Here is a 24,029-nt window from a genome sequence, read left to right as displayed (position 1 = left end):
AACCCCGTGGGGTGACTAGACTCGATCTATTGGAAACACTCCATAATAAAAAGATCGAGGTTCCTCGCCGTGAACATAGCCCCCACCCAATCGCCACGCAGTGTCAAAGACCGGGTCAGTGCAGCCGAATGGCAAACCCGTGTTGACCTCGCGGCCTGCTACCGACTGGTTGCGCAACATGGCTGGGACGATCTGGTTTTCACCCACATCTCGGCCAAAGTGCCTGGTACCGAAGACTTCCTGATCAACCCGTTCGGGCTGATGTTTCACGAAATTACCGCATCAAGCCTGGTCAAGGTCGATCAGGCCGGCAACAAGTTGATGGACAGCCCTTACGAGATCAACCCGGCGGGCTACACCATCCACAGTGCGGTGCACGAGGTTCGCCACGACGTCGAATGCGTGCTGCATACCCATACGGCGTCAGGCGTTGCGGTGTCGGCGCAGAAACAAGGCGTTTTGCCGATCAGCCAGCAATCATTGTTTGTCCTTTCCAGCCTCGCTTACCACGCCTACGAAGGCGTTGCGATCAATCACGACGAGAAAGCGCGACTGCAAGCCGACCTCGGAGAAAACAACTTCCTGATGCTGCACAACCACGGCCTGTTGACCTGCGGCAGCACCATCGCCGACACGTTTCTGATGATGTTCATCTTCCAGCGTGCCTGCGACATTCAGGTCATGGCGCAGAGCGGCGGCGCTGAACTGATTGCCATCGAACCGCAGATCCTGGCCGGTGCCAAGGCCATGATCGCGGGTGTTACCAGAAGTGCTCAAGGAATGGGTGGAGCGCTGGCCTGGCCGGCGCTGCTGCGCAAACTCGATAAACTGGACCCGGGTTATAAACTCTAATGGCACTCACCGAGATCCCCCTGTGTGTCTGGCGCAAGCGCAGCCAGACGTTCATGTTCCGTGGTCATGGCATCCATTACTGGACGGCAGGGCAGGGTGACCCGTTGTTGCTCATCCACGGCTTTCCGACCGCCAGTTGGGACTGGCATTACCTGTGGCAGCCACTGTCCCAGCGTTACCGTGTGATTGCCTGCGACATGCTCGGCTTCGGCGATTCGGACAAACCGGCCAATCATGAGTACAGCCTGCTGGAGCAGGCGGATCTGCAACAGGCGTTGCTCGCTCACCTGAGTGTCGAGCAACCGGTGCACCTGTTGGCTCACGACTACGGCGACAGCGTGGCCCAGGAACTGCTGGCGCGGCATTACGAGTCGCATGGGCAGCTGGCCAGTTGCGTGTTTCTCAATGGTGGCCTGTTTCCTGAAACCCATCGTCCGGTGCTGATGCAAAAACTCCTGCTCAGCCCGTTGGGCTGGATGATCGGTCGTGCCTTCAGTCGAGACGGGCTGGTGAAAAGTTTTCGGCAGATTTTCGGGCCGCAGACCTGTCCCAGTGAAAGTGAGATGGATGATTTCTGGAGCCTGGTCGAGCGTCATCACGGGCCACGGATCATGCACAAGCTGATCGGCTATATCCCCGAGCGCCGCGTCTGTCGCGACCGCTGGGTGGGCGCGATGCAGCGGGGTGAAGTGCCGATGCGGGTGATCGATGGCGAAGTCGATCCGATCTCCGGCGCGCACATGGTCGAGCGGTACCGGGAGTTGATTCCGGACGCAGACACGGTCCTGTTGCCCGGGATTGGCCACTACCCACAAATTGAGGCGCCGAGCCTGGTGCTCAAGCATTACCTGGCATTTCGAGATCAATTACTTTCGGCGGAACGCAAGGTGGCGTGTTCCTGAAAAGATCGCAGCCTTCGACAGCTCCTACGGAGATAGGCATGCACCCTGCAGGCGCTGCCGAAGGTGCGATCTTTTGATGGCCGCTTGAAAACCCTCCCGCATCATCCCCCAGCCTTATCGCGCACCATTCAGCCTTGCCCCTGTTCATTGTGACCCGCTGCGCCGTGCCTGACACTCAGCCCCATAGTCCCTTGGCCTGCTGGAGTCCCCCCATGAATGAGTCTGTGCGTTTCGAAGATAAAGTCGTGATCATCACCGGTGCCGGTGGTGGCCTGGGACGGGCCCACGCGCTGCTGTTCGCCAAACAGGGCGCCAAAGTGCTGGTCAACGATCTCGGTGGTTCGGCCCAGGGTGAAGGCGCCAACGCTTCGGCCGCTGACCGTGTAGTGGCGGAAATCCGTGAGGCCGGCGGCATTGCCGAAGCCAACCACGACTCGGTCACTGACGGCGACAAAATCGTCCAGCATGCCCTCAACGTCTTCGGCCGTGTCGACGTAGTGGTCAACAACGCCGGGATCCTGCGGGACAAGACCTTCCACAAAATGGACGACGCCGATTGGGACCTGGTTTACCGCGTCCACGTCGAAGGCGCCTACAAAGTTACCCGCGCCGCCTGGCCGCACATGCGCGAGCAAAACTACGGTCGGGTGATCTTCACCGCGTCCACGTCAGGTATTTACGGTAACTTCGGCCAGTCCAACTACGGCATGGCCAAGCTCGGCCTCTACGGCCTGACCCGCACACTGGCCATCGAGGGCCGCAAGAACAACATCCTGGTCAACGCCATCGCCCCCACCGGCGGCACGCGTATGACCGAAGGCCTGATCCCGCCACAGGTGTTCGAGCAACTCAAACCGGAACTGGTCAGCCCGCTGGTGGTGTACCTCGCCAGCGAAAACTGCCAGGACACCTCCGGCCTGTTCGAAGTCGGCGGCGGCTGGATGGGCAAAGTCCGCTGGGAACGCAGCCTCGGTGCCGGGTTTGATCCTCGGGCCGGTTTCTCTCCGGAAGACGTGGCGGCGCACTGGCAACAGATCTGCGACTTCGAAGGCGCGGCGCACCCGAAAGACAACATTGAAGCGCTGAAGGAAATGATGGGGAACTTGCAGAAGTACTCACTTTAACGCCGAGGGCAAGGTCGTGTTGAATGACCTTGCCGCTTTTGAGTACGTCGATCTGGAAGAGTGACCGGCATGGGTCAGCCAGGAAAATACTTGGACACCAATGCTGCCAGATTGGCTGCCGTTTGCGTATCCATCACCCCGTCGTAGTTTTCCGGACGAAAGTGCAACTGAAATGCCCGGACCAGTTGTTGGAAGCCATTGTCGCTCGACGCCCCCGTTACATCGTATCCGTATGTCTTGAACAGTCGCAGCAATTCGCTCCGGGCCGGAAGGCCGCAGGTATTGAAACGCTGGAGGAAGTTGTTTCGGGTTGCCTCATCGAACCACGCTCCAATACCTTTCAAGTAAAGCGCGTGCCAAGGAAACATTGGCCCCGGATCGCTTTTACGCCCGACCGCAATATCGGAATGGCCCAACACCTTTGTGGGGGTGATGTCCGGGTATCGCATGAGTATGTTCAGCGCCAATTGTTCAATCGCGACAATCTGTTCGCAGTGGTACGGCGGAAAAGTAAACGCACCCTCCGTGAACGAGGCCTGGTTGAAGATTTCAATGCCGATTGATGTGTCGTTCAAATTGCTGCGGTTACCCCACTGGCTGACACCCGCGTGCCAGGCGCGCTGAGTTTCATCGACAAGGTTGAAGACTTCCTGCTCGGTATGATTGGCTTTTAAGTAACTGGGGTCAGTTATGTCCGGAATCAAATAATGAGCGCTGACATTAGGCCCGGTCAGCGCATTTATGGAGCTGGAAAAGTTACCGGCCGTATAGTGAAAGATCAAAAAATGTACACGACTGTTAACGCTTCGGTTCGAGCGGTGTTGCTTGTAATCGACGGGTTTCATTAAGTGACTCGCAGTGAATGAATGTACCGTCAGTCGAAGATGAGAAGCTGACGGGCTTGTCGTTCACCTTAATTGCTCGAGTGCCTTCTGTGATTACATATGCGTGTAGGTGTTTTCTGAGGGTTATGTAGGCGTGATTAGTTCAGTGCTTCTGCAGTTTTTAATCGCAAACATTACCAATAAAAAACCCACCCATAAAAAAGGCCGCTGCAAACGCAGCGGCCAATAAGACGTTGGATCCAGGAGCTACAAATCAACGTCAGTGTACCCAGGGCGATGAACCGACACTGTCAGCTCATCTGAAGTCTTTCGGCGATGGCAGATGCCGTTGCCGGGCTTTCAGCGATGTTCCGTGAAAGCCCGACAAGAATAAGCCCTTGGTCACGAAGGAAAAATACTGATTCCGGACATGCACTGTTGCAGCCCCGGCAACAGTCAGGGTTTCTGTGTCTAACGCCTGGGTGATGCCGCTGTGCCAGTCATCCTTAAGAGCTACACCGCGAATACCTCCTTGGTGCGCTTATCGACCCCGTTGCCCGGCAGTAGGGTGAGGCCTTCTGTCACTCACCGGGGAAGACGCATGACAAAAACAACAATGCGCGCCATCTTCACACCACAGGCGCTGGCCGCTGCGGTGGCTTTGGGTTGCTGTGCCCAGGCACAGGCTGTTTCGTTCAATATCGGGGAAATCGAGGGGACGTTCGACTCCTCTCTGTCGGTCGGCGCAAGTTGGGGCATGCGTGACGCGGATGATGCCCTGGTGGGCACTGTCAACGGCGGTTCCGGCCAGGCATCGACCGGTGACGACGGGCGACTCAATTTCAAGAAAGGTGAAACTTTCTCGAAGATCTTCAAGGGTATTCATGACCTTGAGTTGAAGTACGGCGACACCGGTATGTTCGTTCGTGGCAAGTACTGGTACGACTTCGAACTGAAGGACGAAGACCGCGAGTTCAAACCCATCAGCGATCACGGTCGCAAGGAAGGCGCCAAGTCTTCCGGCGGGCAGATCCTCGACGCGTTCGTCTATCACAACTACTCGATTGCCGATCTGCCGGGCACCGCGCGTGTCGGTAAACAGGTGGTCAGCTGGGGCGAGAGCACCTTCATCGGCAACTCGATCAACAGCATCAACCCGGTCGACGTGTCCGCGTTCCGCCGTCCCGGTGCCGAGATCAAAGAAGGCCTGATTCCGGTCAACATGCTGTTTGCCTCCCAGGGCCTGACAGACAAATTGACCGTGGAAGGCTTCTATCAACTGGAATGGGACCAGACCGTCGTCGATAACTGCGGCACCTTCTTTGGCGTCGACGTGGTGGCTGATGGCTGCAACAAGGGCTACACCGTCGCCAACCCGGCCATTGCCCCGTTGCAGCCGATTGCCGCAGCGTTTGGTCAGGGTTTCGAGGTCAGCAGGGAAGGCGTGATCGTGCCCCGTGGCGGTGACCGCGATGCGCGGGATTCCGGGCAGTGGGGTACGGCGCTGCGTTGGCTCGGGGACGATACCGAGTACGGCTTGTACTTCATGAACTACCACAGCCGCACACCTAACGTCGGGACCAGCACGGCCGGCCTCGGCACGCTGGCGAGCATTCCGGGGATTGTCGCCGCCGCCAACCGCATCGCCCCCGGCAGCGGTTCGGGGCTGGCCCAGAGTGTGATGCTCGGTCGCGGTCAGTATTACCTCGAGTACCCGGAGGATATTCGTCTCTATGGCGCGAGTTTCTCCACGACCTTGCCCACCGGCACCGCGTGGACCGGCGAAATCAGCTATCGCCCCAACGCACCTGTTCAGGTCAACACCAACGACCTGACCCTGGCCATGCTCAACCCGATCGCGGGCGGCGCGGCATCACCCATTGCAACCTCACCAGGCGCCGACAACAAAGGCTATCGGCGCAAGGAAGTGACGCAAATCCAGAGCACCCTGACGCACTTCATCGATCAGATCGCCGGCGCAGATCGCCTGACCCTGGTGGGCGAGGCGGGCGTGGTGCGGGTTGGTGGCCTGGAGTCGCGAACCAAGCTGCGTTATGGCCGCGATTCGGTATACGGCCAATATGGATTCGGCGGCGACACTGACGGTTTCGTGACCTCGACGTCGTGGGGTTACCGCGCCCGCGCCATTCTTGATTACAACAACCTGATCGCCGGGATCAACTTCCGTCCCAACCTGTCGTGGTCCCATGACGTGAACGGCTACGGCCCCAACGGGCTGTTCAACGAGGGTGCCAAGGCCGTCAGCCTCGGCGTCGACGCGGACTACCGCAACACCTACACCGCCAGCCTCAGTTACACCGACTTTTTCGGTGGCGACTACAACGTCCTCGAAGACCGCGACTTTGTAGCGCTGAGCTTTGGCGTGAACTTCTGATCTGGCTGAAAAGGATGAATTCAATGCGCAAGATGATTCTGCAATTCGGCACCGTTCTGGCCCTGAGCCTGCTCGCAGTCAATGTGATGGCCGCTGTCTCGGCGCAAGAAGCTGACAAACTCGGCACCAGCCTCACCCCGCTGGGTGCCGAGAAGGCTGGCAACGCCGATGGCTCGATTCCGGCCTGGACCGGTGGCATCCCGAAAAACGCCGGTGCGGTCGACAGCAAAGGTTTTCTGGCCGACCCGTTCGCCAACGAGAAACCGTTGTTCATCATCACCGCGGCAACGGTCGACAAGTACAAGGACAAACTCTCTGACGGCCAGATAGCGATGTTCAAACGCTACCCCGAGACCTACAGGATTCCGGTCTACCCGAGCCATCGGACGGTGGCCCTGCCAACGGAAATTTATGAGTCGGCCAAGCGCAGTGCACTGAACGTAACACCGATCAACGACGGTAACGGCCTGGCCAATTTCACCGGCAATCGCTACTACGCCTTCCCGATTCCGAAGAATGGCGTGGAGGTGATCTGGAACCATGTCACCCGTTATCACGGTGGCAATCTGCGCCGCACCATCACCCAGGCAACGCCGCAGTCCAATGGCGATTTCACCGTGATCCGCTTCAAGGACGAAGTCGCCGTGCCTTCGCTGCTCGGCGATCTGAAACCGGGCAGCGATGACAATGTGCTCAATTACTTCAAGCAGGAAGTGACTGCACCGGCACGGCTGGCGGGCAACGTGTTGCTGGTTCACGAGACCCTCGACCAGGTCAAGGAGCCGCGCAAGGCCTGGATCTACAACGCCGGCCAGCGTCGGGTGCGGCGTGCACCGCAAGTGGCCTATGACGGCGTCGGTACCTCGTCCGATGGACTGCGTACTACCGATAACTTCGACATGTTCTCCGGCGCGCCGGATCGCTACGACTGGAAGCTGATCGGCAAGAAGGAAATGTACATTCCCTACAACAGCTACAAACTCGATTCGCCGAACCTCAAGTACACCGATGTGATCAAGGCCGGGCACATCAATCAGGACCTGACCCGCTACGAGTTGCACCGAGTCTGGGAGGTCGTCGCCACGGTCAAGCCGAACGAGCGGCACGTCTATGCCAAGCGTCACATGTACATCGACGAAGACAGTTGGCAGGTAGCCCTGGCCGATCACTACGACGGTCGTGGCCAGCTCTGGCGTGTTGCCGAAGGGCATGCCCAGTTCTATTACGATCATCAAGTGCCGGCTTACACAGTCGAGGCGCTGTATGACCTGATTGCCGGTCGATACATTGCGCTGGGGATGAAGAACGAGGAGAAGCGCAGCTTCGAATTCAACATTGATGCAAAAGCCGGGGACTACACGCCTGCGGCCCTGCGGAGCACGGGGGTTCGGTAGTCTTCCTACAGGCTCCTACACAAGAAGGTGACTTTTCGGTCACCTTCTTTATAGGGGGCGATCAGTGTGTTGAATACTTCTTCAACAAGTGCTCGGGAGAGGTCTAGGGTGGCGCCAGAATGATAAAAAAGGCGCACCACTATGACTGCAATGACGCACTGTCTGGATCGCCCTGGATTCCTGCCTCGACTGTCATCCCATCACCTGTCACGTAAGCGATTGATTGAGCCCATGCTGGTCTCGACGGCGCGGGTGAAATTGCTTTGTGCACCGCCCGGCAGTGGCAAGAGTGCACTGCTGACCGAATGCTTGTTGCGGGCACCGGAGCAATGCCGTGTCTGTTGGCTGCCATTGGCGGGGGAGTCGTTGAGCGCGGCCGATTTTCTTATGCGTCTGTCGCAATCGCTGGGTCTGGAATCGGCGAATGAACCTGGGTTGCTGGCGCATCTGGCGCGATTACAGGCGCCGACCTGGCTGTTCCTTGATGATTACTGCCGCACGGCCAACCCGGAACTCGATCGCCTGCTCGATCGCCTGTTGGCCGTCGCCAGCCCGGCACTGACCTGGTGGCTGGGTTCCCGTCGACGGCCGCCCTGCAACTGGCCGCGACTGCTGCTGGACGATGAGTTGTACGAGTGTGAGGGCCGAACGCTGGCCTTTACCGAGGCGGAAGTGGTGCAGTTGCTCGGTGATGTCGAGCCCGGCCTGGCTGCACAAACCGCCAAGAGGGTTGTTGAGCGCAGCGGTGGCTGGTGCGCTGGTGTGCGGATCGCCTTGCTCAATGGTTGCCCGTGGTCGGGTGAACAAGGGCGCTCGGCGACGCTGCTCGATTATTTGCAACACGAATTGTTCAACGCCTTGCCAACGGAGTTGGTAGAGGTTTGGCACGTGTTGGTTCATCTGCCACGTTTCAACGCCAGCTTGTGCGAGCATCTGTTCGGCGCGGGTGAGGGCGCGCTGTGGTTGCAAGCGCTGCAGGAAATGGGTTGCTTCATCGAGCCTTGGGAAGACTCCGTCGAATGGTTACGGATTTTCGAACCATTGGCCCAGACGATACGTGAAGAACCAGCCCCGGCCGGTCGATCCTGGCATCGCCGCGCGTGCCAATGGTTCTGCGCCAACGAGGATTGGCAGGCAGCGTTCGAGCAGGCACTGCTGGCGCAAGAGCACGAGGTCGCGGTCAGCCTGTTGCAGCACTTCAGCTTTGAGCATTTATTCAAGCGTCAGAACGTCAGCTTGTTACTCAAGCTGCACGAGCGGCTGGGCGAACAATTGACCCTGGGCACACCGCAACGAGTGGGATTGATCACGGCGGCGTTGCTGTTTGCCGGGCGATTTGAGCAGGCGGCTGCGTGCATCGGACAACTGTCACGGTTTGCCCCGCAACCGACGGCTTCTTTGCAGCGCCAGTTACTGGCGCGCTGGCAAGCACAACAGGGTTGGTTGCTGCATTTGCAGGGGCGCATGCCGGCAGCGCGGACGCACTTTACAGAAGCCCTGAGTGAACTGGCTGCCGATGCCTGGCCTGCGCGTTTGTTATGCCTGTCCGGGCTGACTCAGCAAGCGTTGCTCATTGCCGACCTCGATGCCGCTCAGGCCTTCAATCGTGACGCCTTGTGCCTGGCTCGGGCGCAAGGTTCGTTGTTGTTCGAAGGTCTGCTGGAACTCGATCACGCGCAATTGCTGGAACAGCGCGGAGCACCGCAAAGAGCCGAAGATTTGCTGGCCGATATCGAGGCAATGCTAGGGCGGCAGGCTGATCGACCGACACCCTTGCTGGGGCGAATCGCCCTGCGGAGGGGGCGCCTGGCGCTGTGTCAGGGGCAGGATGAACGGGCGGCCGGCTTTTTTCAGGCCGGCCTCGATGATTGCCTGCAAAGCCAGGACAAACATGTGTTGTACGGGTTTCTCGGGCAAGCGCAAATGGCGGCGAATCAACGCGATTATGCCCATGCGTTTGATCGTCTACGCGAAGCCGAGCGATTGATGCAACAACGGCAGATTCCCGATACGGTTTATCGAGGCGTTCTGCTACAAATCAGCAGTCATTTCTGGCTGCAACAAGGGCGACCGGAACTGGCCCGTGAGGCGCTGACCCGTGTCTTGCGTCATTACCGCGGCCCCAACGCGCGCCAGGCTCCCCCGGCTACGCTGCAGTTGATTGCGCGAATCGAATACCAATTGGTGTTGGCCGAAATGCATCTGCAACTGGCGCAAGATCCCATGGAGCAGCTCAAGGCGTTACTTGAGCACGCACAGCAACACGCCATGCTGGCGCTGGAGGCGGAGTTGCAATTGGCAATCTGCGAGGCGGCGATGCTGCTGGGCGAACCGGCCGTAGCCAGCGCGGCACTGGAGACCGGCCTGGCATTGGTTGACCGATGTCATGGTCAACAGGCATTGCGCGACTTGAGGTTACGGCAGCCAAACTTGAACTGTCGTTTGCGAGGGGAGGCGTCGGTGAGCGCGATGGCCGTGGATGCCAGTCTGTTGAGCGCTCGGGAGCTGGAAGTGCTGGACCTGATTGCCCAAGGCAACTCCAATCAACAAATTGCCGAGCAATTGTTCATCTCATTACATACGGTTAAAACCCACGCCCGAAGAATTCACAGCAAATTGGGAGTTGAACGTCGAACACAAGCCGTTGCGATGGCCAAGAAGTTAGGGTTGGTACTACAAGGTTGAGTAAGAAAATAACAGCTGTTCAATGCGTCGTAATTAATTTAAATGTTTTGTCGGGTGCATTGAAAAGGTTTTAAGTTAGTATGTGGGTGGCGCAGATAAACAGGCAGATAACATGTTCTGTAATAGGTCGCTACTCATTAATCTGGAGTTGTTGAGTCATGGAAGAACTGAATGTCGAGCGAGTGCACGCCATGCTGCATGCAAGGATTGGCGGGCGTGGAATTGATGTCGATAAAGTATATATCAATGGTGTCCTTTCGTTGGATAATCCACTGGTTACTTATTCTGAAACCTTGGTGTGGGCACTATTTTTAAAGTTGCAGGAAGGTGAAATTCCTTGTTTCGAGGGCGAGAATTTTGGGGTTTTTTCTGAAGGCTACACATTTGATCCGATGTATCGCTTCAAAGCATTGGATTTTGACGAAATTAATGGATTGGCTTCAAGCATTGCCCAAGTGTTTCTCGGCGAATCGGTAGCTTGACGAAAATGACAGTGCTGACTCGTTAGTTGGCACTGTCGCTTTTTTCAAGTTGCCGGTGCAGCAGGTTCAAACCCCATGCGCCAGCTCACTGCCCGGGTGGCGGATAACAAACGCTGCGCCGCTGGACCGTTTTCATCGGCATGAAACAGCGAGGTCGGTCCGACGACCGTGAGCACAGCCGCAATCTTGCCCATTGCATTGAACACCGGTGCCGACAGCGCATCCACGCCTGGCATCAACAATCCATGCACATGATGCAGACCCCGTTGACGGATCTGCTCGCACATTGCTGTGTACGCCTGATCATCCGCCAAGGCGTGAGCCGTGCTGTTTTGTAGTTCCTGATCACGAAGGTCCACGGTTTCACGCGTAGGCAGGTAGGCGCCGAAAACCAACCCGGTGGAGGAACTGAGCAACGGCAACACCGACCCCAACTGCGTCACTACCGTCACCGCACGCACCGCCGGTTCGATATGCACCACGGTTGCGCCCTGATTACCCCACACCGCCAAAAAGCAGGTTTCGTTCAGGTCATCGCGCAGCTCGGCCAGTGGCAGGGCGGCGACTTTAAGGACGTCCATACTGTTAAGTGCCGCCAGCCCGACGCGCAAGGCTTCACGGCCCAGTCCGTAATGGTTGGTGGCAGCGTTCTGTTCGGCAAAGCCGCTGGCAATCAATGCCTGCAGATACCGATGAACCTTGCTTGCTGGCATCTGCACGTGTTCGGCCAGGCGCGACAGTGAGGTCGAGGGCGACAACTCGGCCAGTGCCTTGAGGATGTCGGTGCCGACTTCGGCCGAGCGGACTTTCTGCTTGCCGTTGCCGTTGCTGTCGCTGGTCTTTTCCATGGTGGTGCCGGGATCTCGGGACGAATGGGCGTCTTTATAGCTTGACGGTCAATACCAATCAAATTACGTTAAGCGTAATTGAATTACGATAAAAATAACCCCGGCGTGCCACGACCTCGATTCTGGAGTGATGGGCCATTGCCGACTCCCTGTTCAGGAGGCTCCATGAACTCCGATTCAACCCTGGCCTATCAGTCAGGCTTCGGCAACGAATTCAGCAGCGAAGCATTGCCTGGCGCATTGCCTATCGGTCAGAACTCCCCGCAAAAAGCCCCGTACGGCCTCTACACCGAACTGTTTTCCGGCACCGCATTTACCATGGCGCGCAGTGAAGCGCGGCGGACCTGGATGTACCGCATTCAGCCGTCCGCCAATCATCCGGCATTCGTCAAACTTGACCGGCAACTGGCCGGCGGACCGTTGGGTGAAGTGACCCCCAATCGCCTGCGCTGGAACCCGTTGGAGATCCCTGCCGAGCCGACCGATTTCATTGAAGGTCTGGTGAGTATGGCGGCGAACTCCGGTGCGGATAAACCGTCGGGGATCAGCATTTACAACTACCGCGCCAACCGTTCCATGGAACGTGTGTTCTTCAATGCCGACGGTGAACTGCTGCTGGTGCCGGAGCTGGGACGCCTGCGCATTGCCACCGAACTCGGCGTGCTGGATCTGGAACCCCTGGAAATCGCCGTACTGCCGCGGGGCTTGAAGTTCCGCATCGAACTGCTCGACCCACAAGCCCGTGGCTACGTCGCCGAGAACCATGGCGCGCCGATGCGCTTGCCGGATCTGGGCCCGATTGGCAGCAACGGCCTGGCCAACCCGCGGGATTTTCTGACCCCGGTGGCGGCTTATGAAAACCTGCAACAACCGACGACGCTGGTGCAGAAATTCCTCGGTCAGCTGTGGGGCTGTGAGCTCAATCATTCGCCGCTGAACGTGGTGGCCTGGCACGGTAACAACGTGCCGTACAAATATGATCTGCGCCGCTTCAACACCATTGGCACCGTTAGCTTCGATCACCCGGACCCGTCGATTTTCACCGTGTTGACCTCGCCAACCAGCGTCCATGGCCTGGCCAATCTCGACTTCGTGATCTTCCCGCCACGCTGGATGGTCGCCGAGAAAACCTTCCGTCCACCATGGTTTCACCGCAACCTGATGAACGAATTCATGGGCCTGATCCAGGGCGAATACGATGCCAAAGCCGAAGGCTTCGTACCCGGCGGTGCGTCATTGCACAGCTGCATGAGCGCCCACGGCCCGGATGGCGAAACCTGCACCAAAGCAATCAACGCTGACCTCAAACCGGCGAAAATCGACAACACCATGGCCTTCATGTTCGAGACCAGCCAAGTGCTGCGTCCGAGCCGTTTCGCATTGGATTGCCCGCAACTGCAAACTTCCTACGACGCCTGCTGGGCCACGCTGCCCGCCACTTTCGACCCGACCCGGAGATAACCCATGACGCAGACTTCCATCACTCGCAGCTGGGTTGCCTCCGCAAACGGCCACGCTGACTTTCCACTGCAAAACCTGCCATTGGGCGTGTTCAGCATGAACGGTTCGGCACCGCGCAGCGGTGTGGCCATTGGCGAACATATCTTTGATCTGCAAGCGGCGCTGGACGCCGGGCTATTCGAAGGCGCCGCAAAAGCAGCGGTCGAAGCCACACGTGACGGCCAGTTGAACGCTTTCTTTGAATTGGGTCGCGAGGCGCGTGTTGCCCTGCGTGAGCGCCTGCTGGAGTTGTTCGCCGAGGGCAGCACCTTGCACGGCAAGATCGAAGCCCAAGGTGCAAAGCTGTTGCCACTGGCGGCGGATTGCGAGATGCACCTTCCAGCAAAAATCAACGACTACACCGACTTCTACGTCGGTATCGAGCACGCGCAGAACGTCGGCAAACTGTTTCGCCCGGACAACCCGCTGCTGCCGAACTACAAGTATGTGCCCATCGGCTATCACGGCCGCGCCTCGACCATTCGCCCATCCGGTACCGACGTGCGCCGTCCGAAAGGCCAGACCTTGCCGGCCGGCCAGACCGAACCGACGTTTGGCCCTTGTGCGCGTCTTGATTACGAACTGGAGCTGGGAATCTGGATCGGCCAGGGCAACGACATGGGCGACTCCATCGCCATCGGTGACGCGGCCGATCACATCGCCGGTTTCTGCCTGCTCAACGACTGGTCGGCACGGGATATCCAGGCTTGGGAATACCAACCGCTGGGTCCATTCCTGTCGAAGAGTTTCATCACCAGCATCTCGCCGTGGGTGGTGACGGCCGAAGCGCTGGAGCCGTTCCGTCGTGCCCAGCCGGCACGCCCAGAGGGTGACCCGCAGCCGCTGGCGTACCTGTCCGACAAGCGCGATCAAGCGGCGGGCGCCTTCGACATTGAACTGGAAGTGTTGCTGCTCACCGAAACCATGCGCGAACAAAACCTGCCGGCCCATCGTCTGACGTTGAGCAACACTCAGCACATGTACTGGACCGTGGCACAAATGGTCGCGCATCACAGCGTCAACGGTTGCCAGTTGCAGGCCGGTGACCTGTTCGGTTCGGGCACGTTGTCGGGGCCGGAAAACGGGCAGTTCGGCAGCCTGTTGGAAATTACCGAGGGCGGCAAAAAGCCGATCGAACTGGCCTCGGGCGAAGTGCGTAAATTCCTTGAGGACGGCGACGAAATCATCCTGCGTGGCCGTTGCCGCCGCGAAGGTTTTGCCTCCATCGGCTTCGGCGAATGCCGCGGCAAAGTGCTGCCGGCGCGTTAAGAGGGACGGGCATGGAACTCTATACCTATTACCGCTCGACTTCGTCCTACCGGGTGCGCATTGCATTGGCGCTCAAGGGGCTGGATTACCGGGCGCTGCCGGTCAACCTGATTGCACCGCAAGGTGGCGAGCATCGCCAGCCGCCGTATCTGGACGTCAACCCGCAAGGTCGTGTTCCGGCCCTGCGCACCGACGAAGGCGAACTGTTGATCCAGTCACCCGCGATCATCGAGTACCTGGAGGAGTGTTATCCACAGGTACCGCTGCTTTCCAAAGATCTCGCTGCTCGCGCCCATGAGCGGGGAGTGGCGGCGGTGATTGGCTGCGATGTGCATCCACTGCACAACGTCAGCGTGCTCAATAAGCTGCGACAGTGGGGTCATGACGAACCGCAGGTGGTGGAGTGGATCGGGCACTGGGTCAGCCAGGGGTTGGCGGCGGTGGAAACGTTGATCGGTGATGAGGGTTACTGCTTCGGCCCTGAGCCGGGCCTGGCGGACGTCTACCTGATCCCGCAGTTGTACGCAGCGGAGCGGTTCAACGTCTCCCTTGAAGCGTATCCGCGAATCCGGCGAGTGGCGGCATTGGCGGCCACGCACCCGGCGTTCATCAAGGCGCACCCGGCGAATCAGCCAGATAGCCCTTGATCCAAAGAGATCGCAGCCTTCGGCAGCTCCTACGAGAATGGGCTGTGATCTTTTGCTTTTAGTGGACGATGGAGTTGGGCGGTAAATGCCCCAACCGTTCCGTGAGGCGAATCCGCTGGATCGGGTCGTCGCTGAGCAGTAATGCATGTTCCAGGTCGAAGCGTTCGGCGTTCGGGCAATCCAGACGTTGGTACAGACTGGCGCGGGCCAGGTAGTCCGAGGCGTTGGCGCTACCCAGTTCCAGCACGCGCTCGGCATCAATCAAGGCACCGATAAAATCGTCATGGGATAAGTGCAGCTGGCGCAGGTTGCGAGACAGGCGTTGCAGCATCTGCGCCGGCTCGGCGGTCAACAGATGCTCGGCGCTGAGTTTCATGTTCGGGCCGTACTGGCGGTACAACAGTTCCCTGCAATCGTTCGGATAAAGGCGACGGCCACCGCAAGGGTCGAGCAAATGATCGGCGCCCGGTACGCGCAACAGAAAGTGCCCGGGGAAGTTGACCCCAACCAGGGGGATCTCCAGGCCATGCGCCAGCTCCAGTGCAATCAAGCCCAACGTCAGCGGTTGTCCGCGTCGGCGCTCCAGTACTTTATCGAGCAGTGCGACTTGCGGGCGCAAGGGGGTGGCATCGTCCTGGGCGAATCCCAGGTCATTCAGGCGTCGTAACAGCGGCTGGGCCAGCTCGCCTACGGGTAGCATCGGCAAACCGCCACTGACCCGTTGTTGCAATTGCTTGAAGTCCGCCAGAATGGTTTCGGGCTTCACCTCGTTGTCATGCTCGACTGCAATCCACAGCGCCGCCTCGAACAGCGCGGGCGGTGAACGTTGCAGACAGGCAAAAAACGATTGGCGCGGGGTCATCAGAATCTCCGGGCAATGCCTCGTTTTAGCCTCGTCTGCGGCATTCGTCCAGTCCCGCGCAAGGTGGTTGCGGGTTATTTCCGAAAGCTTCTATAGCGGGCTCGCTTATTCCGGTGCGCTTCTGCAATTTTTGAGCGCAAGCCTATACTGGCGACTACAAGAAGTGATTCGGGAGCCTTACGATGTTCGCTCTCATGCAAAGCACTCGCCTTGAATCGCTGCACCTGAGCGTCGACCCGGTGACCGGGTTGAAGGCGGTCATTGCCATTCATAACAGCCGACTCGGGCCTGCCCTGGGTGGTTGTCGTTACCTTGCCTATCCCAGCGACGAATCAGCCGTCGAAGACGCCGTGCGCCTGGCCCAGGGCATGAGTTACAAAGCCGCGTTGGCCGGTCTGGCCCAGGGCGGAGGCGTCGCCGTGATCATGCGCCCGGTCCATGTGGAAAGCCGTGCCGCGTTATTCGAATCCTTCGGGCGTTGCATCAATCAACTCGACGGTCGCTACATCACTGCCATCGACAGCGGCACGTCGGTGGCAGACATGGATTGCATCGCCCAACAGACCCCGCACGTCACCAGCACCACCTCGGCAGGTGACCCGGCGCCTCACGCGGCGATGGGCGTGTTCGCCGGTATCCGCAGCACGGCGATGGCCCGACTGGGCAGCGATAATCTGGAAGGGTTGCGCGTGGCGATTCAGGGGTTGGGCAATGTCGGTTATGCATTGGCCGAACAGCTGCATGCGGCCGGGGCTGAACTGTTGGTCAGCGACATCGACCACGGCAAGGTCCAGTTGGCCATGGAACAACTTGGCGCACATCCGATTGCCAACGACGCACTGCTCAGCACCCCGTGCGACATTCTCGCACCGTGTGGGTTGGGCGGCGTGCTCAACAGCAACAGCGTGTCGCAACTGCGCTGCTCGGCGGTGGCGGGTTCGGCGAACAATCAATTGACCCATCTGGAAGTCGCCGACCAACTGGAGCGGCGCGGCATCCTGTATGCGCCGGACTACGTGATCAACTCCGGCGGGTTGATCTATGTGTCGCTCAAGCACCGTGGCGAAGAACTGCCGACCATCACCGCGCACCTGTCGAAAATCAGCTCGCGACTGACCGAAGTCTTCGCCCATGCCCAGGCAGAAAAACGCTCACCGGCCAGGGTGGCGGATGAGTTGGCGGAGAAAGTGTTGTATCGATAGGTGATCAAAAGATCGCAAACTTCGGCAGCGCCTGCGAAAGGCTGCGATCCATTGATTCTGAAAATGAAAAAGGCCCTGAGCCATTCGACTCAGGGCCTATTCAATTCGGATGTCACTTCGCGGCTTTAGGTGCCTTTGCGGGTTTGACCGCTGGCGCTTCGGCTTCGGCTGATTCAACAGACTCAACCACCGGGGCCACCTCAACCGGTGCCGTCAGCAACTCGGACAATGCGTCCGGCTGGCTCTTGAACGCCTTGGCGAACACATCGCGATTCTTCGCCATGTAGATCCCGGCTTCTTCCACTTGCTGCTCGGTCAGGGACGGAACGGCTTTGTGCAGTACCTCTGCCAGCAATTCAGCCAGTTCGAGCATTTTGTCATGACGGTCAGCTTCGGCTTTATCCATGAACAAGCGCTCCAGATCTCGGCTGCTGCGGTATACCACTTCGACGGCCATTTACCACCTCACATGCCTTCACATTAGTTGTCTGATTCGACTACTGTATTTATATACAGCGAAAAGGATAAGCGAAACCCTGCGCTTTGGGTAGTGGCTTTTTAATGTAGTTCGGATTCAGAATTTGTCAGGTGGACCAGCCGCTGCCCAGCAGAGGTGCGACCAAACGCCACGGCGCGCATTTCCGAGTGGCTAGCCATCATGGGCTGGCCTTCTTTCTGCATGCAGAAAACCGTCACGTCCAACCCGCATCATCCGGTCGAGCCGACCTAAGGAAGCATCATCGTGAAAATCAACTGGGCCGAAAGGCTGCGGCAGAACGTGCATGAACTGGCCGAGTCCCTGGGCAATCTGTTCGTCGAAACCTTTCACTACCTGGCGCTGTTCGCCATTGGGGCCGTGACTGCATGGGCGGCGGTGATGGAGTTCCTGGGAATGCTCGAACAGGGGCACATCAAGATCGATGACATCTTGCTGCTGTTCATCTATCTGGAACTGGGAGCGATGGTCGGGATTTATTTCAAGACCAACCACATGCCCGTGCGCTTCCTGATCTACGTGGCGATTACCGCACTGACGCGGTTGTTGATTTCGAATGTCTCGCACCACAACCCACCCGACCTCGGCATCATTTACCTGTGCGGCGGGATTCTGTTGCTGGCGTTTTCGATTCTGGTGGTGCGTTATGCGTCGTCGCAATTTCCATCGGTGAAAATTGAAAACCCGCACCGCAAGATTGGCGCGGGTTCCAGTGAACATTCCGAGGTCGAGAAAGGCGAACTTTAAAGGCCCAGGGTCGGGCGGTGCCGGCCGTTGCCTCGAGGTGGCGGCAGGTTCCGGGTGTCGCCGCCGGTCATGGCATCCAGGATGGTCATGGCGCTGTGGCCCTGTTCGATGGCGATACCAAACTGAATGCTTTGCACCAGGCGTTTGAGGCGTTGGGGGTCGTTGCGTTGTTCGGTGCTGATCAGCCGTTTGGCCACTATGCGACCGCTGTTGGAAAGGGTCAGCATGATGCTGCCGTCCAGGCCCTGAATGCTCAGGTTGATCTGGTAATCCGGTGCAAAGGCATCGGTAATGAGTTGAAAAGGGTTGTCCATGATGCGTCACCGCCTGATTGAACGTGCAGTTGTTGACCGGCCGTAATCCGGTTGGTTCGCAACGTCAGACCACCGGCCATATCACCATCATTGTTCCAACAGGGTTGTAGCAAGAGACATGCCCAAGGCAGGCGGAGCGAGCGTGCTCGCGATGGTCGTCAACGATAACGCTGTTAGCCAGGCACGCCGCCGCGGCCTCAGGTTCATCGCGAGCAAGCTCGCGCCTACCAGTCATCACTTGCCTGCCCGTTTCAGGGCAAAAAGCGCAGGTGTGCAACCAAACCGGTCAGCATTCCACCCAATTCACCGCCAGTCCGCCTCGCGAAGTTTCCTTGTACTTGTCGTGCATGTCGGCACCGGTGTCGCGCATGGTACGGATCACCCGATCCAGGGAAATGAAATGTTTACCATCGCCGCGCAGGGCCATTTGTGTGGCGTTGATCGCTTTGACGGCAGCAATCGCGTTGCGCTCGATGCATGGCACCTGCACCAGGCCGCCGACCGGGTCGCAGGTCAGGCCGAGGTTGTGTTCCAGGCCAATTTCGGCGGCGTTTTCCAGTTGCTCCGGCGTGGCGCCAAGCACCTCCGCGAGACCGGCGGCAGCCATGGCGCAAGCAGAACCCACTTCGCCCTGACAGCCGACTTCGGCACCGGAGATCGACGCATTTTTCTTGCAGAGGATGCCAACGGCTGCCGCACCCAAAAAGAAGGCGACGACGTCATCGTCCGAGGCGTCGGGATTGAACTTCATGTAGTAGTGCAGCACCGCAGGAATGATCCCTGCCGCACCGTTGGTCGGCGCCGTGACCATGCGCCCGCCGGCGGCGTTTTCCTCGTTCACGGCGAGGGCGAACAGGTTCACCCATTCCATCGCGGACAAGGTGGACGTGATGACATTCGGCTTGCCGATTTCCAATAGGCTGCGGTGCAGTTTCGCGGCGCGACGGGGAACATTCAGACCGCCCGGCAGGATGCCCTCATGACGTAGCCCTTGCTCGACGCACTCGCGCATCACCGACCAGATGTGCAGCAGTCCCTGGCGGATTTGCGCATCGCTACGCCACGCCCGTTCGTTGGCCATCATCAATTCGCCAACGCGCAGGCCGTGCTGGTTACAGAGCTTGAGCAATTCGGCGGCGCTGGAGAAATCGTAAGGCAGCACCACATCGCTCGACGGTGCGATACCCGACTCGGCTTCCGCCGCTTCGATGATGAAACCGCCACCCACCGAGTAATACGTTTGCTCGAACAGTTCACCGGTTTCGCCGAAGGCTGTCAGGGACATCGCGTTGGGGTGGTAGGGCAGGCTCTCGTCGAGCAGTAGGAGATCGCGTTGCCAGTCGAAGGCAATGTTCGCTTTGCCGGCCAGCAGCAGCTGACCGGTTTCGCGCAGGGTGTGAATGCGTGGATCAATGGTGGTGGGGTCGATGCTGTCGGGCCACTCGCCCATCAGGCCCATCACGCAGGCGCGGTCGGTGGCATGGCCGACACCGGTGGCCGATAAAGAGCCATACAGTCGGATCTCCACTCGCCGCACGTCGGCGGTAAAACCCTGATCGACCAGGGCTTGGGCGAACGTTGCAGCCGCCCGCATCGGACCGACGGTATGGGAGCTGGACGGCCCGATGCCGACTTTGAAGAGATCGAAAACACTGATAGCCATGCTAAAGCCTATACAAAGCAATGGAGGAGGAATCGCTGCCATTTTTGTAGGACAAGCGCAATGTGGGTGATACTGCCTGCCAAGGTCCTACGTGACCAACGAAAATTCCTAAGATATCCTTTAGCAGGACTAAACGATGAGCCGCCAATTACACGCCCAGACTTATGTCTGGCTGAACGTGTTCGCCTGTGCCGCGCGACACCTGTCGTTTACCCGGTGCGCCGAAGAACTGCACATCACACCCGGGGCGGTCAGTCAGCAGATTCGCCAACTCGAAGAGCGTCTCGGGTTCCGCCTGTTTCACCGGCGCGCCCGTGGCGTGGAACTGAGTGCGCAGGGGCAACGACTGGCCATCACCGTCAACGAGGCCTACGGCAGCATCGATGCGGAGTTGCGACGACTGGACGCGGGTATGATCAGCGGGATTCTGCGGGTGCGTTCGATTCCATCCTTTCTGAGCAAATGGCTGACCCCGCGCTTGCCACGTTTGCAGCAGCGTTTTCCGGACATTCAATTGCGTCTGGTGGCCGAGGACAGCAGCGTGCCGTTGCACGAAGGGGATTTCGACCTGGCCATCGACTTGAACGACGGCAGTTACCCCGGATTGTTATCCACAGCCTTGCTCGATGAGCAGATTTTCCCGGTGTGCGCGCCGAGCCTGCTGCGGGGGCGCCCGCCATTGCATGGTCCGGCGGACTTGATTCATTTCCCCTTGTTGCACGACATCACCGCCTGGCGCGGCAGCTACGAATATGCGGAATGGGAGTTTTACTTAAATGCCATCGGGTTCGAAGGGGCCGATGTGCGACGCGGCCACACCTTCAATCGCAATCACCTGACGATCGAAGCGGCCATTGCCGGGATGGGCGTGGCGATTGCCCGACGAACTCTGCTCAACGATGAGTTGGAGCGCGGGGCGTTGATCGTACCGTTTGGTCTGGCAGTGCCCAATCACAAACGCTACATGTTGCTGTACGCGCCGGGTGCGCTGAGCCATCCGGGTGTGCGCGCGGTGCACGATTGGTTGGTGGAGGAGGCAGGGATTTTCCGAAACTTGCACCCGTTGGGGGAGCAGCAAATGTGAGCAATTATTACCTGAGGGCAGGGCGACCCAACTCCCGACCTTACCAGCGCTTTTACCGGTTGTCCGGCTTTTTTTGCGATTAGATATTTATCTTTTATCAGGGGTTGAATTGTTCAGCGTACAGACCGATTGTGTAAGTAAGAGGTCACGGTGATGACGCCCAAGGGCTTAGCTGACCGGCCTCTCGCGAGCTAGCTGAAATAAGGGATGAACTATGCAAATCCAAGTCAATAGCGATAACCATATTCAAGGCAGTAAACGACTGGAGGAGTGGGTACGTACTACCATTGAGAGCACGCTCGAACGCTACGAAGAAGACCTGACACGTGTCGAGGTCCACCTGCGGGACGAGAACGGCGACAAGCCCGGTCCCCACGATATACGCTGCCAACTGGAGGCGCGGCCAAAAGGCCATCAACCAATTTCCGTCACCCATAAAGCCGCCAACCTGGAACTGGCGATAGACGGGGCTGCCGACAAGCTCGAGCATGCACTGGAACACCTGTTCGGCAAATTGCGCGGCAAGCCACGCGCCGCTGTCGTACCGTTCGAGCGCCGCGCTGATGAGCTGCTGGAAGAAGAGTTTCTTGAGAACGAACAGGCAGCGCTTAACGGCTGACACCTGATTCACTTTTACCTTCCCACTAAAAACGGGCCTGCGAATGCAGGCCCGTTTTGGTTTGTGCCCTGTAGTGAGTGAGTTTTTTGTGGCTGCGCTTGTGGAGGTGCTCGTAGACCGCGTTATCGTTCATCGCGAGCAAGCTTGCTCCTACAGGAAAAGCAGTCCAGAGGTGGGGGCACCGGGGGGCTAACGCAAGAACGCCTGCCGATATTCACCGGGTGTCCCGCCGAGCGCCTGGCGAAACCGGTTGGTGAAATGGCTGGCGCTGGAAAACCCACAGGCCAGCGCAATCTCACCCAACGGCTGGGATGTCGAACGCAGCAGCTCCCGCGCCCGGTTCAGACGCCGCGCCAGCACATACTGGTGGGGTGGCAGGCCAAAGCTTTCGCGGAACATCCGCGCAAAGTGGTACTCGGACAGTGCGCAAAGCGCCGCCAGTTGGCCCAGGCTGATGGCGTCGGCCAGGTGGCTGTCGATGAACGCCACCAAGTGCCGACGTTGATGCGCGGCCAGCCCGCCCTTTAGGCGCAAACCCTGACGCACGTTGACCTGACTGAGCAGCGCATGGCTGAGCATTTCATGGGCCAGACTGCTGGTGAGCACGCGTTCACCCGGCTCATCCCAGTTGAGGGCGATCAGCTGTCGAAAGCGCTGGGCTTGCTGTGGGTCTTCGAGAAACGTTTGCTCGCGCAGCTGCAATTCCCGGGGCTCGCGATCAAGCAGAGTGACGCAACCCAAGGCAAATTGTTCGGCACTGAAATACAGGTGTGCCAGGCGAATGTCACCGTTGATTACCCAGCCTGACTGGTGATCGGCCGGCAAGATGCACAATTTGTTCGGGCCACCCATGTTGCCGGGCTGGTCGCGGCGAAAGGTCCCGGTGCCGCCGGCCAGGTAGCAAGACAACGTGTGGTGGCTGGGCGCTTCGTAATCCTGGGCGTCGTGATGATTGCTCCACAAGGCTGCGGACAAGCCGTCACCGAGCTCGGCGCTGTGCTCGAGGCGAGCATTGGGCGAGCGGTTGAGGGCTTGAAAAACTTGTAGGGTATCCAGTGCAGCCATGATCGTTGCTCTCTAACACCTGCATCCAACGCCTTGCATCCTACTCCGTAGCCGTTCGCCTGCCAGCCCGGCGCCGGACAAAACCGCAAGTTTATGCAAGTGCACCGAGGCGAGGCGCAGGACACTGATTCCCTATCGAGGAGCTTTGTCATGAACCTGTCTTTGTATTTGCTGACGGTGCTGATCTGGGGCACCACCTGGATTGCCCTCAAATGGCAACTGGGCGTGGTCGCGATTCCCGTGTCGATCGTTTATCGCTTCGGCCTCGCTGCGCTGGTGTTGTTCGTGATCTTGCTGTTGAGCCGACGGCTGCAAGTGATGAACCGGCGTGGGCATCTGATCTGTCTGGCGCAAGGTGTGTGCCTGTTTTGCATCAATTTCATGTGCTTTCTTACCGCCAGCCAATGGATCCCCAGCGGTCTGGTCGCGGTGGTGTTTTCCACCGCCACGTTGTGGAACGCGCTGAACGCGCGGGTGTTCTTCGGCCAGAAAATCGCACGCAACGTCTTGATGGGCGGTGCGCTGGGGCTGTTCGGGCTTGGTTTGTTGTTCTGGCCTGAACTCGCGGGGCACACTGCCAGCCCGGAAACCTTGCTCGGCCTGGGGCTGGCGTTGTGCGGGACCTTGTGTTTTTCGGCGGGCAACATGCTCTCGAGCCTGCAGCAGAAGGCCGGTCTCAAGCCGCTGACCACCAACGCCTGGGGCATGGCTTACGGTGCAGCCATGCTCTCGGTGTGGTGCCTGGTCAAAGGCATTCCGTTCGACATGGAATGGAATGCACGCTACATCGGTTCGTTGTTGTATCTGGTGATTCCGGGCTCGGTGATCGGGTTCACCGCCTACCTGACGCTGGTTGGGCGCATGGGGCCGGAGCGTGCCGCGTACTGCACCGTTCTGTTCCCGGTAGTGGCGCTCAACGTGTCAGCGTTTGCCGAGGGCTATCAGTGGACTGCGCCGGCATTGGTGGGTCTGTTACTGGTGATGGCGGGCAACGTCCTGGTGTTTCGTAAAGTACGAGTACCGCAGGTGCAGGGAAGCGGCAAACTGGCCTAACG

The 24,029-nt window shown here is 58.8% G+C and carries 21 protein-coding genes and 1 pseudogene; 15 read left to right on the top strand and 7 right to left on the bottom strand.

Translation table 11 applies throughout. The annotated features are described in order from the left end of the window. The first annotated feature begins 69 nt into the window (after positions 1–69). From CKW19_RS22080 to CKW19_RS22070, 3 genes are all read left to right on the top strand, one after another. A complete protein-coding gene (locus CKW19_RS22080) occupies positions 70–852 on the top strand; it encodes a class II aldolase/adducin family protein (RefSeq protein ID WP_095059852.1) in 783 nt (260 codons plus the stop codon). Further along, positions 852–1,754 carry an alpha/beta fold hydrolase gene (locus CKW19_RS22075; protein WP_095059851.1) on the top strand — a complete coding sequence of 301 codons (903 nt, stop codon included), beginning with the start codon at positions 852–854 and terminating at the stop codon, positions 1,752–1,754. The genes CKW19_RS22080 and CKW19_RS22075 overlap by 1 nt, the downstream gene beginning before the upstream one ends. 212 nt (positions 1,755–1,966) lie before the next feature. Beyond that, complete coding sequence (locus tag CKW19_RS22070) at positions 1,967–2,878, top strand: SDR family oxidoreductase (RefSeq protein WP_095059850.1); 912 nt, start codon at positions 1,967–1,969, stop codon at positions 2,876–2,878. Positions 2,879–2,952: 74 nt separating this feature from the next. Here the strand turns inward: CKW19_RS22070 and CKW19_RS22065 are convergent, their stop codons facing one another. Further along, entirely contained in the window at positions 2,953–3,723 is a 771-nt protein-coding gene (locus CKW19_RS22065; protein ID WP_095059849.1) for an N-acetylmuramoyl-L-alanine amidase, read from the bottom strand. A 580-nt stretch (positions 3,724–4,303) separates the two neighbouring features. On the opposite strand from CKW19_RS22065, the gene CKW19_RS22060 reads away from it, so the two are divergent. The 4 genes from CKW19_RS22060 (at position 4,304) to CKW19_RS22045 (ending at position 10,658) form a co-directional block, all read left to right on the top strand. Further along, positions 4,304–6,097 (top strand): DUF1302 domain-containing protein, encoded by a 1,794-nt coding sequence (locus tag CKW19_RS22060; RefSeq protein WP_095059848.1) that lies wholly within the window; start codon positions 4,304–4,306, stop codon positions 6,095–6,097. A gap of 23 nt (positions 6,098–6,120) precedes the next feature. Next, positions 6,121–7,491 (top strand): DUF1329 domain-containing protein, encoded by a 1,371-nt coding sequence (locus tag CKW19_RS22055; RefSeq protein ID WP_095059847.1) that lies wholly within the window; start codon positions 6,121–6,123, stop codon positions 7,489–7,491. Positions 7,492–7,632: 141 nt separating this feature from the next. Beyond that, positions 7,633–10,176: a LuxR C-terminal-related transcriptional regulator gene (locus CKW19_RS22050; RefSeq protein WP_095059846.1), complete on the top strand. Its 2,544-nt coding sequence runs from the start codon at positions 7,633–7,635 to the stop codon at positions 10,174–10,176. Positions 10,177–10,334: 158 nt separating this feature from the next. Next, positions 10,335–10,658, top strand: a complete 324-nt coding sequence (locus tag CKW19_RS22045) for a hypothetical protein (protein WP_095059845.1) — start codon at positions 10,335–10,337, stop codon at positions 10,656–10,658. Between the two features lie 44 nt (positions 10,659–10,702). Here the strand turns inward: CKW19_RS22045 and CKW19_RS22040 are convergent, their stop codons facing one another. After that, positions 10,703–11,506, bottom strand: a complete 804-nt coding sequence (locus tag CKW19_RS22040) for an IclR family transcriptional regulator (RefSeq protein WP_095059844.1) — start codon at positions 11,504–11,506, stop codon at positions 10,703–10,705. Between the two features lie 165 nt (positions 11,507–11,671). Between CKW19_RS22040 and hmgA the strand changes: the two genes are divergently transcribed. From hmgA to maiA, 3 genes are read left to right on the top strand one after another with little or no spacing between them, the layout of a single operon-like run. Then, a complete protein-coding gene (hmgA, locus tag CKW19_RS22035; RefSeq protein WP_095059843.1) occupies positions 11,672–12,967 on the top strand; it encodes a homogentisate 1,2-dioxygenase in 1,296 nt (431 codons plus the stop codon). Between the two features lie 3 nt (positions 12,968–12,970). Continuing rightward, on the top strand, positions 12,971–14,275 hold the full coding sequence (fahA, locus tag CKW19_RS22030) for a fumarylacetoacetase (protein ID WP_095059842.1): 1,305 nt from the start codon (positions 12,971–12,973) through the stop codon (positions 14,273–14,275). Between the two features lie 11 nt (positions 14,276–14,286). Then, complete coding sequence (maiA, locus tag CKW19_RS22025) at positions 14,287–14,922, top strand: maleylacetoacetate isomerase (RefSeq protein ID WP_095059841.1); 636 nt, start codon at positions 14,287–14,289, stop codon at positions 14,920–14,922. A gap of 58 nt (positions 14,923–14,980) precedes the next feature. Here maiA and CKW19_RS22020 read toward each other — a convergent pair whose 3' ends face one another. After that, the gene (locus tag CKW19_RS22020) at positions 14,981–15,784 is read right to left on the bottom strand and encodes a SirB1 family protein (protein ID WP_095059840.1); all 804 of its coding nucleotides are present in this window, start codon (positions 15,782–15,784) and stop codon (positions 14,981–14,983) included. A 182-nt stretch (positions 15,785–15,966) separates the two neighbouring features. Here CKW19_RS22020 and CKW19_RS22015 point away from each other — a divergent pair, with 182 nt between their 5' ends. Further along, positions 15,967–16,986: a Glu/Leu/Phe/Val dehydrogenase dimerization domain-containing protein gene (locus tag CKW19_RS22015; RefSeq protein WP_095059839.1), complete on the top strand. Its 1,020-nt coding sequence runs from the start codon at positions 15,967–15,969 to the stop codon at positions 16,984–16,986. Positions 16,987–17,203: 217 nt separating this feature from the next. Here CKW19_RS22015 and CKW19_RS22010 read toward each other — a convergent pair. Then, positions 17,204–17,443: pseudogene (locus tag CKW19_RS22010) on the bottom strand (YebG family protein); the annotation flags it as partial. Between the two features lie 285 nt (positions 17,444–17,728). Between CKW19_RS22010 and CKW19_RS22005 the strand changes: the two are divergent. Continuing rightward, entirely contained in the window at positions 17,729–18,229 is a 501-nt protein-coding gene (locus tag CKW19_RS22005) for a phosphate-starvation-inducible protein PsiE (RefSeq protein WP_095059837.1), read from the top strand. Here CKW19_RS22005 and CKW19_RS22000 read toward each other — a convergent pair. Both CKW19_RS22000 and CKW19_RS21995 read right to left on the bottom strand, forming a co-directional pair. Then, the gene (locus CKW19_RS22000; protein WP_095059836.1) at positions 18,226–18,543 is read right to left on the bottom strand and encodes a DUF3509 domain-containing protein; all 318 of its coding nucleotides are present in this window, start codon (positions 18,541–18,543) and stop codon (positions 18,226–18,228) included. The genes CKW19_RS22005 and CKW19_RS22000 overlap by 4 nt on opposite strands. 286 nt (positions 18,544–18,829) lie before the next feature. Further along, entirely contained in the window at positions 18,830–20,206 is a 1,377-nt protein-coding gene (locus CKW19_RS21995) for an L-serine ammonia-lyase (RefSeq protein ID WP_095059835.1), read from the bottom strand. Between the two features lie 136 nt (positions 20,207–20,342). Between CKW19_RS21995 and CKW19_RS21990 the strand changes: the two genes are divergently transcribed. Both CKW19_RS21990 and CKW19_RS21985 read left to right on the top strand, forming a co-directional pair. Next, a complete protein-coding gene (locus CKW19_RS21990) occupies positions 20,343–21,290 on the top strand; it encodes a LysR substrate-binding domain-containing protein (protein WP_095059834.1) in 948 nt (315 codons plus the stop codon). A 214-nt stretch (positions 21,291–21,504) separates the two neighbouring features. Next, on the top strand, positions 21,505–21,909 hold the full coding sequence (locus CKW19_RS21985; RefSeq protein WP_095059833.1) for an HPF/RaiA family ribosome-associated protein: 405 nt from the start codon (positions 21,505–21,507) through the stop codon (positions 21,907–21,909). Between the two features lie 189 nt (positions 21,910–22,098). Here the strand turns inward: CKW19_RS21985 and CKW19_RS21980 are convergent, their stop codons facing one another. Beyond that, the gene (locus CKW19_RS21980) at positions 22,099–22,974 is read right to left on the bottom strand and encodes an AraC family transcriptional regulator (protein WP_095059832.1); all 876 of its coding nucleotides are present in this window, start codon (positions 22,972–22,974) and stop codon (positions 22,099–22,101) included. Between the two features lie 150 nt (positions 22,975–23,124). Between CKW19_RS21980 and CKW19_RS21975 the strand changes: the two genes are divergently transcribed. After that, positions 23,125–24,027 carry a DMT family transporter gene (locus tag CKW19_RS21975; protein WP_095059831.1) on the top strand — a complete coding sequence of 301 codons (903 nt, stop codon included), beginning with the start codon at positions 23,125–23,127 and terminating at the stop codon, positions 24,025–24,027. Positions 24,028–24,029 lie beyond the last annotated feature (2 nt).

This window comes from Pseudomonas sp. Irchel s3f7 (genome assembly GCF_900187615.1).
In the GTDB taxonomy this organism is placed as follows: domain Bacteria; phylum Pseudomonadota; class Gammaproteobacteria; order Pseudomonadales; family Pseudomonadaceae; genus Aquipseudomonas.
Note: the sequence above shows the minus strand (reverse complement) of the source record. Positions and strands in the feature narration are given on the sequence as shown.